The sequence below is a fragment of the Streptococcus ilei genome (genome assembly GCF_000479335.1).
In the GTDB taxonomy this organism is placed as follows: Bacteria; Bacillota; Bacilli; order Lactobacillales; family Streptococcaceae; genus Streptococcus; species Streptococcus ilei.
Genome location: NC_022584.1, coordinates 1,978,501 through 1,992,567, shown reverse-complemented (window position 1 = coordinate 1,992,567; position 14,067 = coordinate 1,978,501). Strand labels below are relative to the sequence as shown.

Genomic DNA, 14,067 nt, shown 5'->3' with positions numbered 1-14,067 from the left:
GGGGGCAACCCCCAACTACTTCCGGCGTTCTAGGGCTTAACTTCTGTGTTCGGCATGGGTACAGGTGTATCTCCTAGGCTATCGTCACTTAACTCTGAATGATGAACATTCAAAATTGAATACCTATATTCTAACAAAAATCTAAACGGCTGTAAATATCCTCAGTTACTTTTTGGATAAGTCCTCGAGCTATTAGTATTAGTCCGCTCCATTGCTCACACAACTTCCACTCCTAACCTATCTACCTGATCTTCTCTCAGGGCTCTTACTAACATATAGTTATGGGAAATCTCATCTTGAGGTGGGTTTCACACTTAGATGCTTTCAGCGTTTATCCCTTCCCTACATAGCTACCCAGCGATGCCTCTGGCGAGACAACTGGTACACCAGCGGTAAGTCCACTCTGGTCCTCTCGTACTAGGAGCAGATCCTCTCAAATTTCCTACGCCCGCGACGGATAGGGACCGAACTGTCTCACGACGTTCTGAACCCAGCTCGCGTGCCGCTTTAATGGGCGAACAGCCCAACCCTTGGGACCGACTACAGCCCCAGGATGCGACGAGCCGACATCGAGGTGCCAAACCTCCCCGTCGATGTGAACTCTTGGGGGAGATAAGCCTGTTATCCCCAGGGTAGCTTTTATCCGTTGAGCGATGGCCCTTCCATGCGGAACCACCGGATCACTAAGCCCGACTTTCGTCCCTGCTCGAGTTGTAGCTCTCGCAGTCAAGCTCCCTTATACCTTTACACTCTGCGAATGATTTCCAACCATTCTGAGGGAACCTTTGGGCGCCTCCGTTACCTTTTAGGAGGCGACCGCCCCAGTCAAACTGCCCGTCAGACACTGTCTCCGATAGGGATCACCTATCCGGGTTAGAGTGGCCATAACACAAGGGTAGTATCCCAACAACGCCTCCATCGAAACTGGCGTCCCGACTTCAATGGCTCCTACCTATCCTGTACATGTGGCACAGACACTCAATATCAAACTGCAGTAAAGCTCCATGGGGTCTTTCCGTCCTGTCGCGGGTAACCTGCATCTTCACAGGTACTAAAATTTCACCGAGTCTCTCGTTGAGACAGTGCCCAAATCATTACGCCTTTCGTGCGGGTCGGAACTTACCCGACAAGGAATTTCGCTACCTTAGGACCGTTATAGTTACGGCCGCCGTTTACTGGGGCTTCAATTCATACCTTCGCGTTACCGCTAAGCACTCCTCTTAACCTTCCAGCACCGGGCAGGCGTCACCCCCTATACATCATCTTACGATTTAGCAGAGAGCTGTGTTTTTGATAAACAGTTGCTTGGGCCTATTCACTGCGGCTGACATAAAGTCAGCACCCCTTCTCCCGAAGTTACGGGGTCATTTTGCCGAGTTCCTTAACGAGAGTTCTCTCGCTCACCTGAGGCTACTCGCCTCGACTACCTGTGTCGGTTTGCGGTACGGGTAGAGTATGTTTAAACGCTAGAAGCTTTTCTTGGCAGTGTGACATCACTAACTTCGCTACTAAACTTCGCTCCCCATCACAGCTCAATGTTATAGAACTAAGCATTTAACTCAATTCACACCTCACTGCTTAGACGTGCACTTCCAATCGCACGCTTTAGTTAGCCTACTGCGTCCCTCCATCACTACATACTCTAGTACAGGAATATCAACCTGTTGTCCATCGGATACACCTTTCGGTCTCTCCTTAGGTCCCGACTAACCCAGGGCGGACGAGCCTTCCCCTGGAAACCTTAGTCTTACGGTGGACAGGATTCTCACCTGTCTTTCGCTACTCATACCGGCATTCTCACTTCTATGCGTTCCAGCACTCCTCACGGTATACCTTCTTCACACATAGAACGCTCTCCTACCATACCATTAAAGGTATCCACAGCTTCGGTAAATTGTTTTAGCCCCGGTACATTTTCGGCGCAGGGTCACTCGACTAGTGAGCTATTACGCACTCTTTGAATGAATAGCTGCTTCTAAGCTAACATCCTAGTTGTCTGTGCAACCCCACATCCTTTTCCACTTAACAATTATTTTGGGACCTTAGCTGGTGGTCTGGGCTGTTTCCCTTTCGACTACGGATCTTAGCACTCGCAGTCTGACTGCCGACCATAATTCATTGGCATTCGGAGTTTATCTGAGATTGGTAATCCGGGATGGACCCCTCACCCAAACAGTGCTCTACCTCCAAGAATCTTTATGTCGACGCTAGCCCTAAAGCTATTTCGGAGAGAACCAGCTATCTCCAAGTTCGTTTGGAATTTCTCCGCTACCCACAAGTCATCCAAGCACTTTTCAACGTGCCCTGGTTCGGTCCTCCAGTGCGTTTTACCGCACCTTCAACCTGCTCATGGGTAGGTCACATGGTTTCGGGTCTACGACATAATACTAAAGCGCCCTATTCAGACTCGGTTTCCCTACGGCTCCGTCTCTTCAACTTAACCTCGCATCATATCGTAACTCGCCGGTTCATTCTACAAAAGGCACGCTCTCACCCATTAACGGGCTCGAACTTGTTGTAGGCACACGGTTTCAGGTTCTATTTCACTCCCCTCCCGGGGTGCTTTTCACCTTTCCCTCACGGTACTGGTTCACTATCGGTCACTAGGGAGTATTTAGGGTTGGGAGATGGTCCTCCCAGATTCCGACGAGATTCCACGTGTCTCGCCGTACTCAGGATACTGCTAGGTATAAAGACTATTTTAAATACGAGGCTGTTACTCTCTTTGGCCTACCTTCCCAGGTAGTTCTTCTATAATCTTTATGTCCACATTGCAGTCCTACAACCCCGAAGAGTAAACTCTTCGGTTTGCCCTCCTGCCGTTTCGCTCGCCGCTACTAAGGCAATCGCTTTTGCTTTCTCTTCCTGCAGCTACTTAGATGTTTCAGTTCACTGCGTCTTCCTCCTCATATCCTTAACAGATATGGGTAACAGGTATCACCTGCTGGGTTCCCCCATTCGGACATCCCCGGATCAGCGCTTACTTACAGCTCCCCGAGGCATTTCGTCGTTTGTCACGTCCTTCTTCGGCTCCTAGTGCCAAGGCATCCACCGTGCGCCCTTATTAACTTAACCTTATTAACCTAATTTCTTAAAAAATTAGAAAACTCATTAAATATTCACAGCGTTTTCGGTTTATTTTCTTGTTACTATTTGATATAGATATTCAATTTTCAATGTTCATCCTTGGTGATCTCTCACCAATGGAGCCTAGCGGGATCGAACCGCTGACCTCCTGCGTGCAAAGCAGGCGCTCTCCCAGCTGAGCTAAGGCCCCACAAGACCTCTCAAAACTAAACAAGACGAACGTGCAGGTTTCCTTATCCTTAGAAAGGAGGTGATCCAGCCGCACCTTCCGATACGGCTACCTTGTTACGACTTCACCCCAATCATCTATCCCACCTTAGGCGGCTGGCTCCTAAAAGGTTACCTCACCGACTTCGGGTGTTACAAACTCTCGTGGTGTGACGGGCGGTGTGTACAAGGCCCGGGAACGTATTCACCGCGGCGTGCTGATCCGCGATTACTAGCGATTCCGACTTCATGTAGGCGAGTTGCAGCCTACAATCCGAACTGAGACTGGCTTTAAGAGATTAGCTTGCCGTCACCGACTTGCGACTCGTTGTACCAGCCATTGTAGCACGTGTGTAGCCCAGGTCATAAGGGGCATGATGATTTGACGTCATCCCCACCTTCCTCCGGTTTATTACCGGCAGTCTCGCTAGAGTGCCCAACTAAATGATGGCAACTAACAATAGGGGTTGCGCTCGTTGCGGGACTTAACCCAACATCTCACGACACGAGCTGACGACAACCATGCACCACCTGTCACCTCTGTCCCGAAGGAAAACTCTATCTCTAGAGCGGTCAGAGGGATGTCAAGACCTGGTAAGGTTCTTCGCGTTGCTTCGAATTAAACCACATGCTCCACCGCTTGTGCGGGCCCCCGTCAATTCCTTTGAGTTTCAACCTTGCGGTCGTACTCCCCAGGCGGAGTGCTTAATGCGTTAGCTGCGGCACTGAGTCCCGGAAAGGACCCAACACCTAGCACTCATCGTTTACGGCGTGGACTACCAGGGTATCTAATCCTGTTTGCTCCCCACGCTTTCGAGCCTCAGCGTCAGTTACAGACCAGAGAGCCGCTTTCGCCACCGGTGTTCCTCCATATATCTACGCATTTCACCGCTACACATGGAATTCCACTCTCCCCTTCTGCACTCAAGTTAAACAGTTTCCAAAGCGTACTATGGTTAAGCCACAGCCTTTAACTTCAGACTTATCTAACCGCCTGCGCTCGCTTTACGCCCAATAAATCCGGATAACGCTCGGGACCTACGTATTACCGCGGCTGCTGGCACGTAGTTAGCCGTCCCTTTCTGGTAAGATACCGTCACAGTGTGAACTTTCCACTCTCACACTCGTTCTTCTCTTACAACAGAGCTTTACGATCCGAAAACCTTCTTCACTCACGCGGCGTTGCTCGGTCAGGGTTCCCCCCATTGCCGAAGATTCCCTACTGCTGCCTCCCGTAGGAGTCTGGGCCGTGTCTCAGTCCCAGTGTGGCCGATCACCCTCTCAGGTCGGCTATGTATCGTCGCCTTGGTGAGCCGTTACCTCACCAACTAGCTAATACAACGCAGGTCCATCTGGTAGTGATGCAATTGCATCTTTCAAGCAGATATCATGCAATATCTACTGTTATGCGGTATTAGCTATCGTTTCCAATAGTTATCCCCCGCTACCAGGCAGGTTACCTACGCGTTACTCACCCGTTCGCAACTCATCCGCTCGGTGCAAGCACCAAGCTTCAGCGTTCTACTTGCATGTATTAGGCACGCCGCCAGCGTTCATCCTGAGCCAGGATCAAACTCTCATTAAAATAATTGTTTGTCTTAAACTCATTCTGTCACTGACAGATTTATTGTTTTTTTATTGTTCAGTTACTATAACTTTCGTTATAGCGCCCTGCACATTGGTTCGTCTTGTTCAGTTTTCAAAGGTCTTTGTCGCTCTCGCGCGACAACTATATTAGTATATCACGACCAATAAATCTTGTCAATATCTTTTTTCTATTTTTTTATTTTTTTTGTTATTTTTTTGATTTGCGACTATTTATTTCCTATATATAGAAAGCTCCTGTATATTCTACAGGAGCTTTCTGACTGTGTTAACTTATTTGTCTTTAACTTCAAGAAGTCCAATATCTCCATCTTCGCGACGGTAAATAACGTTAGTTGTATTGTCTTCCACATCCTTGTAGATGAAGAAGTCATGTCCCAATAGTTCCATTTGAAGAATCGCTTCATCTAATTCCATTGGTTCAATGTCAATCGTTTTTGTACGGACAACTTTTTCCAATGCAACACTTTCTTCTACTAAAGCTTCTGTAAAGATTTTGCTAGTTGCAGATTTACTACGATTTTTCTTTTCAATCTTTGTTTTATTCTTACGAATTTGACGTTCAATCTTGTCAACTACCAAGTCAATAGATCCATACATATCTTGAGAAACATCTTCTGCACGAAGTGTAATAGAACCAAGCGGAATCGTGACTTCAACTTTTGCAGTTTTTTCACGATAAACTTTTAGGTTTACACGTGCATCCAATTCTTGCTCTGCTTGAAAATATTTTTCAATTTTTTCGAGTTTAGAAACGACATAGTCGTGAATGGCTTCTGTTACTTCTAGGTTTTCACCACGGATACTATATTTAATCATATAAGTACCTTCTTTCTAAACGTTTTTCTTTTTATATCTATATTATAACGCTTTCATTTTATTTTTGCAAATATATTTTTGATTATTCTATCTTGCCAATGAAAAAGATCTTATTTCTTTCACCTCGTTTACATGTAACATTTCTTTAGCTCTTTCGATTGTTGCTCCTGTTGTGTAGATATCATCCATTATCATTATTTTCTCCGGCCAGCTTTTGTTTTCAAGCTCTTTTCGTTCAAAGGCTTGTTCTGCTTTTAATCTTTCTTTTTTATTTTTCTGTGATTGGGCTTTTGTATCCTTTTTTATTAATAGGTCTTGATAAGGGATTCCTGCAGATTCTAATATAGCTGTTACCTGATTAAATCCTCTCTTCTCATTTCTCTTATCGCTTAAAGGTATTGGAACAATGGTATACCCTTTATACTTTTTTAGTGCTGCCTTTACTTCTTCAGCAAAGAGACCAGCTAACAGTTGATCCCCCTGGAATTTGTATTTCTGAAAGTATTCCTTCATTTCTTCATTATAGTAGTAGAGTGCTTTATGGTTTACACTTTTCCCTTTTCGTTCCCACTCTTGGCAATCTTCACAAGAAATCTCTGAACTTTTTTTACAACAAGTCTTGCAACTAGCTTCACTAACTTGTTCGAACTTATTTTTACAGTTGTCACACATTGTGAGATTCTCTTTTTTCATTAGGATGAGATCCCTTAAGGATTCTTGATTGGATAGCTCTTGATCACATAACAGACAGTTACTCAAAACCCTGCCTCCTGATTCATTTCTTTTATTTCTTTAATGGCTTGTGTCATTTCTTGGCTGGTTCCTTCTGCTAGGAAAAGCAACTCGCCTGTGGGTCTTTCCATACTTCTTCCAACACGACCAGCGATTTGAACCAGGGTGCTCTTAGTGAACAGCCGATGATTGGCCTCAATCACAAACACATCCACTTTAGGGAAGGTAACTCCCCTTTCCAGGATTGTCGTTGAAACAAGGATGGTAATTTCTTGGTTGCGAAATTTTTCTACCAGTTCTAACCTATTTTCTGTTTTAGAGGTCACCAGTTCGATGATTTCATCCTTGAAGTTCTGTCTTAAGAGGTTAAGGAGCTTTTCTCCTAATTCAATCTCTGATACAAATAAGATCAGTGGAAAACTTGTTTTTCGTTGCTCCTTTATTAGTCTGAGTAACTTCACTGGTACTTGCTTCTTTTCTACTTTCTTTCGTAGATCTTTTAGCCATACTTTTCTAGGAATTACTAGAGGGTTTCCGTGAAAGCGTCTGGGTAGGCTAACGCGGTTTATTTCCTGTTTTTTGACCTTTTTATCTAACTCTTTTGTTGAGGTAGCTGTCAAATAGATGAGCTTTCCATTCTTGGTTACGGCATTTGAAACGGCATGGTAGAGAACAGGGTTATCAACAAAAGGAAAGGCATCGACTTCATCGATTATGAGGAGGTCAAAAGCTTGATAAAATTTTAGTAGTTGATGTGTGGTGGATATGACGAGAGGCGTTCGGAAATAAGCTTCTGAATCACCGTGCAACAACGAGATGGGGCAGGAAAAGTCCTTTGTCATTCGCTTATATAATTCAATACACACGTCAATCCTTGGTGTAGCAATGCAAACACATCTCCCCTTTTTTATCACTTCCGCCACCACTTGGTACATCATTTCCGTTTTACCTGCTCCTGTAACTGCGTGTACCATCATAGGCTTTCTATCTGTTAAGGATTGAACCAACTCTTGAGAAACCCGACTTTGAAATGGCGTCAGGCTCCCCTGCCATCTTAGGACTTCTTCCTGCGGAAAGGCTTTCTGGGGAAAGTAATAGAGTACTTGGTCGCTCCTAACTCTTCCTAATTGAATGCAGGCTCTACAATAGTAGCTTCCTATCTGTAGTTTCCATCTAGTCTTATCAATCTGGCTTCCGCAACGATTACAAAGCAAGCCCGTCTTTTCCTCTACCATAGCTGGCAGACGCTGGGCTTGTCCAAGCAGTTCCACCTCTAGTTGTTCTTGGGTGAACAACCTTCCATAACAATCTTCAACTTTCATACTTATATATTCGTAAAAACTCGCAGTTTTGTGAGTTTTTTTGTAAAATAAGTGTATGGAATACAAGACATTTAAAGAGGACGGCCTCGTCCAAGAAGAAATTAAAAAATCTCGCTTTCTTTGCCATGTTAAACGGGTCTATACTGAAGAGGAAGCTCGCGACTTTATAGCTGCTGTCAAGAAAGAACATTACAAGGCAACTCACAATTGCTCCGCATTTGTAATAGGCCAACAGTTTGAGATCAAACGGACCAGCGACGACGGAGAACCGAGTGGTACTGCCGGCGTTCCCATGCTAGGTGTGCTAGAAAATCATGAGTTGACCAATGTCTGCTGCGTTGTCACTCGTTATTTTGGTGGGATCAAGCTAGGCGCAGGCGGTCTGATCCGTGCTTATGCCGGTAGCGTCGCTCAGGCTGTGAAAGAAATCGGTCTCGTTGAAATCAAGGAGCAAGTTGGGTTAGGGATTACCTTGACTTATCCCCAATACCAAGAGTTTGTGAACTTTCTATCCGCTCACCAATTAGCAGAATTTCAGACAGACTTCACCGATGCTGTCTTTAGTCTGATTTATGTAGATAAAGAGCAAAAAGAAGATGTGATTGCAGACCTGATTGATTTTTACCATGGAAAAGTTGAGATTAGTGATCAGGGGCTAAAGGAAGTGGAAGTTCCTATCCAGTTATAAAAAAAGGCTATCACATCGATAGCTTTTTTATATTTTACAAACCGGATTACTGGCGGTATACTGGATACACTAACAAAGGAGTGTATATCGTATGCCAATCTATGAAAATATTACAGAATTAATCGGAAAAACACCTATTGTAAAATTGAACCACTTGGTACCTGAAGGGGCTGCTGATGTCTATGTTAAACTAGAAGCCTTCAACCCAGGTTCATCTGTCAAAGACCGGATTGCTCTTAGTATGATTGAAAAAGCAGAACGAGATGGTCTGCTTCAACCTGGTTCTACTATCGTTGAAGCAACCAGCGGAAATACAGGAATTGGTTTATCATGGGTTGGGGCTGCCAAAGGGTATAAAGTCGTCATCGTCATGCCTGAAACCATGAGTGTTGAACGTCGGAAAATCATTCAAGCTTATGGAGCTGAACTGGTCTTAACTCCAGGTAGTGAAGGAATGAAAGGAGCTATCGCTAAAGCAGAAGAAATCGCTGCAGAACGAAACGGTTTCCTTCCCCTCCAATTTAACAACAGCGCCAACCCAGAAGTCCATGAAGCAACAACAGGACAAGAAATTTTAGAAGCTTTTGGGCCAAATGGATTGGATGCCTATGTCAGTGGTGTTGGAACAGGTGGAACTATTTCAGGTGTTTCTCATGCCTTGAAAAAAGTCAACCCAGCCGTTCAAGTCTATGCCGTTGAAGCAGATGAATCAGCGATTCTTTCTGGCGAAAAACCAGGACCTCACAAAATCCAAGGACTTTCAGCAGGTTTCATTCCAGAAACTCTGGATACCAATTCTTATGATGGCGTAATCCGTGTCACTTCTGAACAAGCTTTAGAATTAGGTCGCTACATTGGTGGAAAAGAAGGATTCTTAGTTGGAATTTCATCTGCCGCTGCTATCTATGCAGCGATTGAAGTCGCAAAAGAGCTTGGAGCTGGTAAAAAAGTCTTGGCCTTGGCACCAGATAATGGGGAACGTTACCTTTCGACTACTCTTTACGATTTTGAACAAGAATAAGAAAGAGGCTACAATGTAGCCTCTTTTTGAATGTAGATAAACTATTGTTTTACATAAAACAGCTGGATGATTTTCAAAAAATGACTTTTATTTTTTAGTCATTTAAGAAGATGAAAAACTTTCCGCTGTGAGAAAAGTGCCTGAAACACAGTTGTTTCAGGTACTCGGAATTATTGAGGCCTTAGGCTCAATAATTAGTCATGGAACTTCTACGAGGTTCGCTGACGTCCGTACTCACCTAAGGAAAGTTTCTAAAATTACTTTGTCTTTAATCTGAAAGAGGCTACAATGTAGCCTCTTTTTCTTCTATCTGCGGAAACAAATTCTTATTTTCCCTGACCGGTATCACTCAAAAATTCTTTACTTTCTTTAATCCAAATAGGTAATTGCTTAGCTAAAGGAGTAAAACCGATCTTATGGCGATCATTCGAAAAACGATGATGACGAAAGTGCTTTCTATTCCCAGCTTCTAAGGTTCGAAGGGACAAACTAGCCTTCCCTGAATATTCATCAATATCGATGACCTGAGTAGTAACTTCATCTCCAATTTTTAAAATATCATGAATGTTGTCAATATAGCCACTGCGGATTTCAGAAATATGGATTAAACCGGTTACCCCTGTCTCTAGTTCAACAAAGGCTCCATAAGGTTGCAACCCTGTCACAACACCCTTCAGTTTATCCCCGATTCTCATGCGTCTCCCTCAATATCAATCGATTCCATCACCACATCTTCTTTGGGTTTGTCCATGGCACCTGTCTCGACTGCAGCAATTGCATCCAATACTTGATAAGAAGCTTCGTCCATCAACTGACCGAATACTGTGTGACGACGGTCCAAATGAGGAGTTCCTCCTTCTTCTGCATAAATTTCTGCAATAGCTTCAGGCCACCCACCACGGGCGATTTCCTTTTTAGAATATGGAAGGTGTTGGTTTTGAACAATGAAGAATTGACTGCCATTGGTATTTGGTCCAGCATTGGCCATAGATAGCGCACCACGGATATTGTACAATTCTTCAGAGAATTCATCTTCAAAAGACTCTCCGTAGATGGATTCTCCGCCCATTCCTGTTCCAGTTGGGTCGCCACCTTGGATCATAAAATCTTTAATGATGCGGTGGAAAATCACTCCGTTGTAATAGCCATCTTTCGCAAGCGCAATAAAGTTTGCAACGGTTTTTGGTGCTTGATCAGGGAAGAGACGAATCTTCAGATCTCCATAGTTGGTATGAATCGTCGCAATTGGTCCTGTTTCCTGATCCATTTTTGTTTGTGGTAAATGCAATTCTTTTTCAACCATTTTTAACTCCTCTAAGGCATGTAAAATGCCATCTTCTTCTAAATTTTTTGTGACATAATCTGCTTTAGCTTTTAATGCTTCCTGGGCATTTCCCATGGCAATCGCTAAACCAGCATAGTCAAATAATTCTATGTCGTTCAATCCATCCCCAAATGTTAAGACATTTTCTGGTTTGAGCCCCAGTTTTTCTACTACCTTTGAGACACCATGGGCTTTGGATTGCTGATTTAAGACAACATCAGATGAAATTGGATGCCAGCGAACCAAACGCAATTCTTGTGCCAAATCCTCTGGGAGAGCATCGAATGCTTCACCAGTCTCGAAGGTCCACATTTGATAGATAGAATGCTTAGTAGCAAAATCAGGATCCACTGGTAAATTTGGATAGATAGGATCAATAGCCTGGCTCATCTCTTCCGTCCGAATAGACAGGGCTGCTTGATGACTCCCAACCAAACCATAATGAATTCCAACTTGCTTGGTCCAAGCAATAAAATCTTGAACCAGTGGATTTGGCACCCTTTCTTCATAAATGACATTTTCCTTACGATCAATCACGTAGGAGCCATTCAGAGTGACATAGAAGTCCGGTTGGAGAGCCTTGATTTCTTCTGGCACTCCAAAAATCCCTCGTCCACTAGCAATAGCTGTGTAAATTCCGTTTTCTCGTAATTGAGAGAATACTCTGGTGATCGAAGCTGGAACATAGCCTGTCTCAACATTTCGTAAGGTATCGTCAATATCAAAAAATACTATTTTAATCTTTTTCGCTTTGTAGCGTGTTTTTGCATCCATGTTGGTCTCCATTTAGTATGCTGTCTATTATAGCATGTTTTTGACTAAAAATCTTCCTGAGAGACCAAGTGATGTTGGAAGGCATAAACTACTGCTTGGGTACGATCGCTCACTTCTAATTTTGACAATATATTCGACACATGGGTCTTGACTGTTTTTAATGAAATGAATAATTCATCAGCTATCCGTTGATTTTCGTACCCCTTGGTTAGTAAAGCCAAGATATCTCGTTCACGCGCGGTCAGGTCATCATGGAGTTCCACGTGATTTTTTCGATACTCTACTTTTTGGCTGACTTCTGTCTCAATCGCCAACTCTCCCTGCTCCACCTTGTAGATTGCACGAAGAATTTCCTCTGCACTGGAAGTTTTGAGCATATAACCTTTGGCTCCCGCATCCAAGACAGGGTAGATTTTTTCATTGTCTAGATAGGACGTTAGGATTAATATTTTTGCATCTGGCCACTCTTTTAAGATAGCAAGTGTCGCTTCAATCCCGGTCATATGGGGCATGACAATATCCATAATAATAACGTCCGGTCGCTCTTGCAAGGCCAACTCAACACCCTCTTGACCATCGCTGGCTTCTAGGACTTGGTCAACCCCATCTTGCATACTTAAATAACTTTTCAATCCTAATCGGACCATCTCATGATCATCTACTAGTAATAATTTCATCATTTTCTCCTTCTACTAATGGCACTTTGATATCAATGGCCACTCCCTTTTTGGGACTGGTCAAAATTTTAATTCTTCCTGCCATATCATCCACTCGATCTTGGATATTTTTCATACCGTAACTTAGTTCACCCAGCGATTCTGGATCAAAGCCCACCCCGTCATCTGCTATCTTGAGATGGAGGGATTGTTCTGCTTGCAATAGATAAACATCTAATCGCTTGGCATGAGCATGTTTCAATGTATTGCTAACCACTTCTTGCACAATCCGGAAAATATGCTCTTCAATTGCTTTAGGTAATTTTTGAACATCGTGTTCAAAATGAACTTCTAAGTTACTCTTTTCTTGCAGTTCCCTAAAAATTACCTGCATTCCTTCTACTAGGTTCCGACCTTCCAATTCTGTCGGCCGCAAATGTAGTAGCAAAATTCGCAAATCATTTTGAGCAGTATTTAGAATCTCTGTAACCCCCTTCAACTGTTGTCCTACCTTAGGAAGTTGAAGAACTTGATCCTGGCTGGCTACACCGGACAAGATCATGTTGGCTGCAAATAATTCTTGGCTCACCGTATCATGGAGATCTCGCGCAATTCGCCTGCGTTCTCTTTCCACAATCTCTTCTTCATTTTGCATGACCCGATTTTCTGTTCGTTGCAAATTTTCTGTCAGGCGTTTAAGCTTCCTATCCAAGCGCTGAAATTCTTCATTAATCTCTTTGTTTTCTCCAAGTTTTAGCTTCTTACCTTCGAGTAAGCTTCTTAAGTTTTTTTGGACGGTGTTCATAATTGTAAATTGAATCAATTTAATCAATAAAATCATCAAAATAGTGAGAGCAACCGTCAATCCAAAGCCAATAAACAGAAATGCACGAAGCTTTGATAAATCTTCCAATAGATAAGTCCACTGAAAGTCGAAGAGACCAAAGATAGAATGGATAATAACAGCTAGAATCAAGACCGTATAAAGGAAGATTAAAAGATAGTCTGTTCGTTTCATCCTCTAACCACCTCCACATCTCCAACGATTCCTGCTACAACAAGCTTCACTGTCCGATGGGAACTTCGATAATTTGGCGTCTCCATGCTAACTGTCTCATTTCTCAATTTCCTAGGTTTTTGAGAGAAGAGGCGTAATTCTCCATATAAGGTATTCACCTGCAAGCTAAGTTCCACGTCCACTGGCAAAATAATTTTAGTATTGCCAAACATCTTTCTCATGATTATGACATTGTCATGATTTACTACAATCACTTCGTCTAAGTGAATCGTATCCTTCCCGACTAAACGTATAATCGTTAAATCACGAAAATGGCAGTTTACCTTTGAAAAATGATGCAGATCTCCAATCCAAGGCGTTTTCTCTTGTCGGATTTCTACATCTTCCTCATAATCTATCTTCACTTCTTTGTTTTCACGGTAAAAATAAGGATAAGCCACTAGCATGGCATAGACTACGGCAAACAAAAGCGCAGCGATGACATAGGGATTTAGCATGACAATAAAAAACAGCAGGATGCTGGATGCCACTAAAAGAAAATTACTCCGCTGTTTTCCGATGTAATAATACAATAGAAGTAAGCAAAGAACCACGATTAGGACGATACGAGATATATTTCCCGCTAAAATAGTGATTGCAGCCATGGTGAGTAACAATGCCTCAACAAACACAAACAATTGAATCTTCCACATAATTGAACCTCTCCATTCTATTTTATCAAAATTCCAAGGGATTCGCTTCCGCCTCTAGAAGGATTCATTCCAACTCTCTCTTTACTAAAAAAACCAGACCGGTTTGGTCTGGTTTTATAAGA

At 43.2% G+C, this 14,067-nt stretch carries 10 protein-coding genes, 1 tRNA gene and 3 rRNA genes; 2 read left to right on the top strand and 12 right to left on the bottom strand.

Features of this window, described 5'->3' with window-relative positions; all coding sequences use genetic code 11:
- The 7 genes from rrf to N596_RS09440 form a co-directional block, all read right to left on the bottom strand.
- Window positions 1–92 (bottom strand): 5S ribosomal RNA (rrf, locus tag N596_RS00005).
- A gap of 80 nt (window positions 93–172) precedes the next feature.
- A 23S ribosomal RNA gene (locus tag N596_RS09465) occupies window positions 173–3,075 on the bottom strand.
- A gap of 129 nt (window positions 3,076–3,204) precedes the next feature.
- Window positions 3,205–3,277 (bottom strand) — tRNA-Ala (locus N596_RS09460).
- Window positions 3,278–3,330: 53 nt separating this feature from the next.
- A 16S ribosomal RNA gene (locus N596_RS09455) occupies window positions 3,331–4,879 on the bottom strand.
- Together the 16S, 23S and 5S rRNA genes with 1 tRNA gene alongside form the textbook arrangement of a ribosomal RNA operon.
- A gap of 293 nt (window positions 4,880–5,172) precedes the next feature.
- Window positions 5,173–5,718 (bottom strand): ribosome hibernation-promoting factor, HPF/YfiA family, encoded by a 546-nt coding sequence (gene hpf, locus N596_RS09450; protein WP_023022375.1) that lies wholly within the window; start codon window positions 5,716–5,718, stop codon window positions 5,173–5,175.
- Between the two features lie 87 nt (window positions 5,719–5,805).
- The gene (locus N596_RS09445) at window positions 5,806–6,411 is read right to left on the bottom strand and encodes a ComF family protein (RefSeq protein WP_258025868.1); all 606 of its coding nucleotides are present in this window, start codon (window positions 6,409–6,411) and stop codon (window positions 5,806–5,808) included.
- Window positions 6,412–6,473: 62 nt separating this feature from the next.
- A complete protein-coding gene (locus tag N596_RS09440) occupies window positions 6,474–7,772 on the bottom strand; it encodes an ATP-dependent helicase ComFA (RefSeq protein WP_023027745.1) in 1,299 nt (432 codons plus the stop codon).
- A gap of 55 nt (window positions 7,773–7,827) precedes the next feature.
- Here N596_RS09440 and N596_RS09435 point away from each other — a divergent pair, with 55 nt between their 5' ends.
- Both N596_RS09435 and cysK read left to right on the top strand, forming a co-directional pair.
- Entirely contained in the window at window positions 7,828–8,460 is a 633-nt protein-coding gene (locus tag N596_RS09435) for a YigZ family protein (RefSeq protein WP_023027744.1), read from the top strand.
- A 91-nt stretch (window positions 8,461–8,551) separates the two neighbouring features.
- On the top strand, window positions 8,552–9,481 hold the full coding sequence (gene cysK, locus N596_RS09430; protein WP_023027743.1) for a cysteine synthase A: 930 nt from the start codon (window positions 8,552–8,554) through the stop codon (window positions 9,479–9,481).
- A gap of 326 nt (window positions 9,482–9,807) precedes the next feature.
- Here the strand turns inward: cysK and N596_RS09425 are convergent, their stop codons facing one another.
- From N596_RS09425 to liaF, 5 genes are read right to left on the bottom strand one after another with little or no spacing between them, the layout of a single operon-like run.
- Window positions 9,808–10,176, bottom strand: coding sequence for a S1 RNA-binding domain-containing protein (locus N596_RS09425; RefSeq protein WP_023027742.1), 369 nt, complete (start codon window positions 10,174–10,176; stop codon window positions 9,808–9,810).
- Entirely contained in the window at window positions 10,173–11,579 is a 1,407-nt protein-coding gene (locus N596_RS09420; RefSeq protein ID WP_042361377.1) for a bifunctional Cof-type HAD-IIB family hydrolase/peptidylprolyl isomerase, read from the bottom strand. Before N596_RS09420 ends, N596_RS09425 begins: the two co-directional genes overlap by 4 nt.
- Before the next feature lie 44 nt (window positions 11,580–11,623).
- The gene (locus tag N596_RS09415) at window positions 11,624–12,256 is read right to left on the bottom strand and encodes a response regulator transcription factor (protein WP_042361376.1); all 633 of its coding nucleotides are present in this window, start codon (window positions 12,254–12,256) and stop codon (window positions 11,624–11,626) included.
- The gene (locus N596_RS09410; RefSeq protein WP_023027739.1) at window positions 12,234–13,253 is read right to left on the bottom strand and encodes an envelope stress sensor histidine kinase LiaS; all 1,020 of its coding nucleotides are present in this window, start codon (window positions 13,251–13,253) and stop codon (window positions 12,234–12,236) included. Before N596_RS09410 ends, N596_RS09415 begins: the two co-directional genes overlap by 23 nt.
- Entirely contained in the window at window positions 13,250–13,945 is a 696-nt protein-coding gene (gene liaF, locus N596_RS09405; RefSeq protein ID WP_023022357.1) for a cell wall-active antibiotics response protein LiaF, read from the bottom strand. Before liaF ends, N596_RS09410 begins: the two co-directional genes overlap by 4 nt.
- Between the last annotated feature and the right edge of the window lie 122 nt (window positions 13,946–14,067).

Coding starts and splice junctions, on each gene's coding strand:
- hpf (WP_023022375.1), bottom strand. CDS start 5,718: ATGATTAAATATAGTATCCGTGGTGAAAACCTAGAAGTAACAGAAGCC.
- N596_RS09445 (WP_258025868.1), bottom strand. CDS start 6,411: ATGAAAAAAGAGAATCTCACAATGTGTGACAACTGTAAAAATAAGTTC.
- N596_RS09440 (WP_023027745.1), bottom strand. CDS start 7,772: ATGAAAGTTGAAGATTGTTATGGAAGGTTGTTCACCCAAGAACAACTA.
- N596_RS09435 (WP_023027744.1), top strand. CDS start 7,828: ATGGAATACAAGACATTTAAAGAGGACGGCCTCGTCCAAGAAGAAATT.
- cysK (WP_023027743.1), top strand. CDS start 8,552: ATGCCAATCTATGAAAATATTACAGAATTAATCGGAAAAACACCTATT.
- N596_RS09425 (WP_023027742.1), bottom strand. CDS start 10,176: ATGAGAATCGGGGATAAACTGAAGGGTGTTGTGACAGGGTTGCAACCT.
- N596_RS09420 (WP_042361377.1), bottom strand. CDS start 11,579: ATGGATGCAAAAACACGCTACAAAGCGAAAAAGATTAAAATAGTATTT.
- N596_RS09415 (WP_042361376.1), bottom strand. CDS start 12,256: ATGAAATTATTACTAGTAGATGATCATGAGATGGTCCGATTAGGATTG.
- N596_RS09410 (WP_023027739.1), bottom strand. CDS start 13,253: ATGAAACGAACAGACTATCTTTTAATCTTCCTTTATACGGTCTTGATT.
- liaF (WP_023022357.1), bottom strand. CDS start 13,945: ATGTGGAAGATTCAATTGTTTGTGTTTGTTGAGGCATTGTTACTCACC.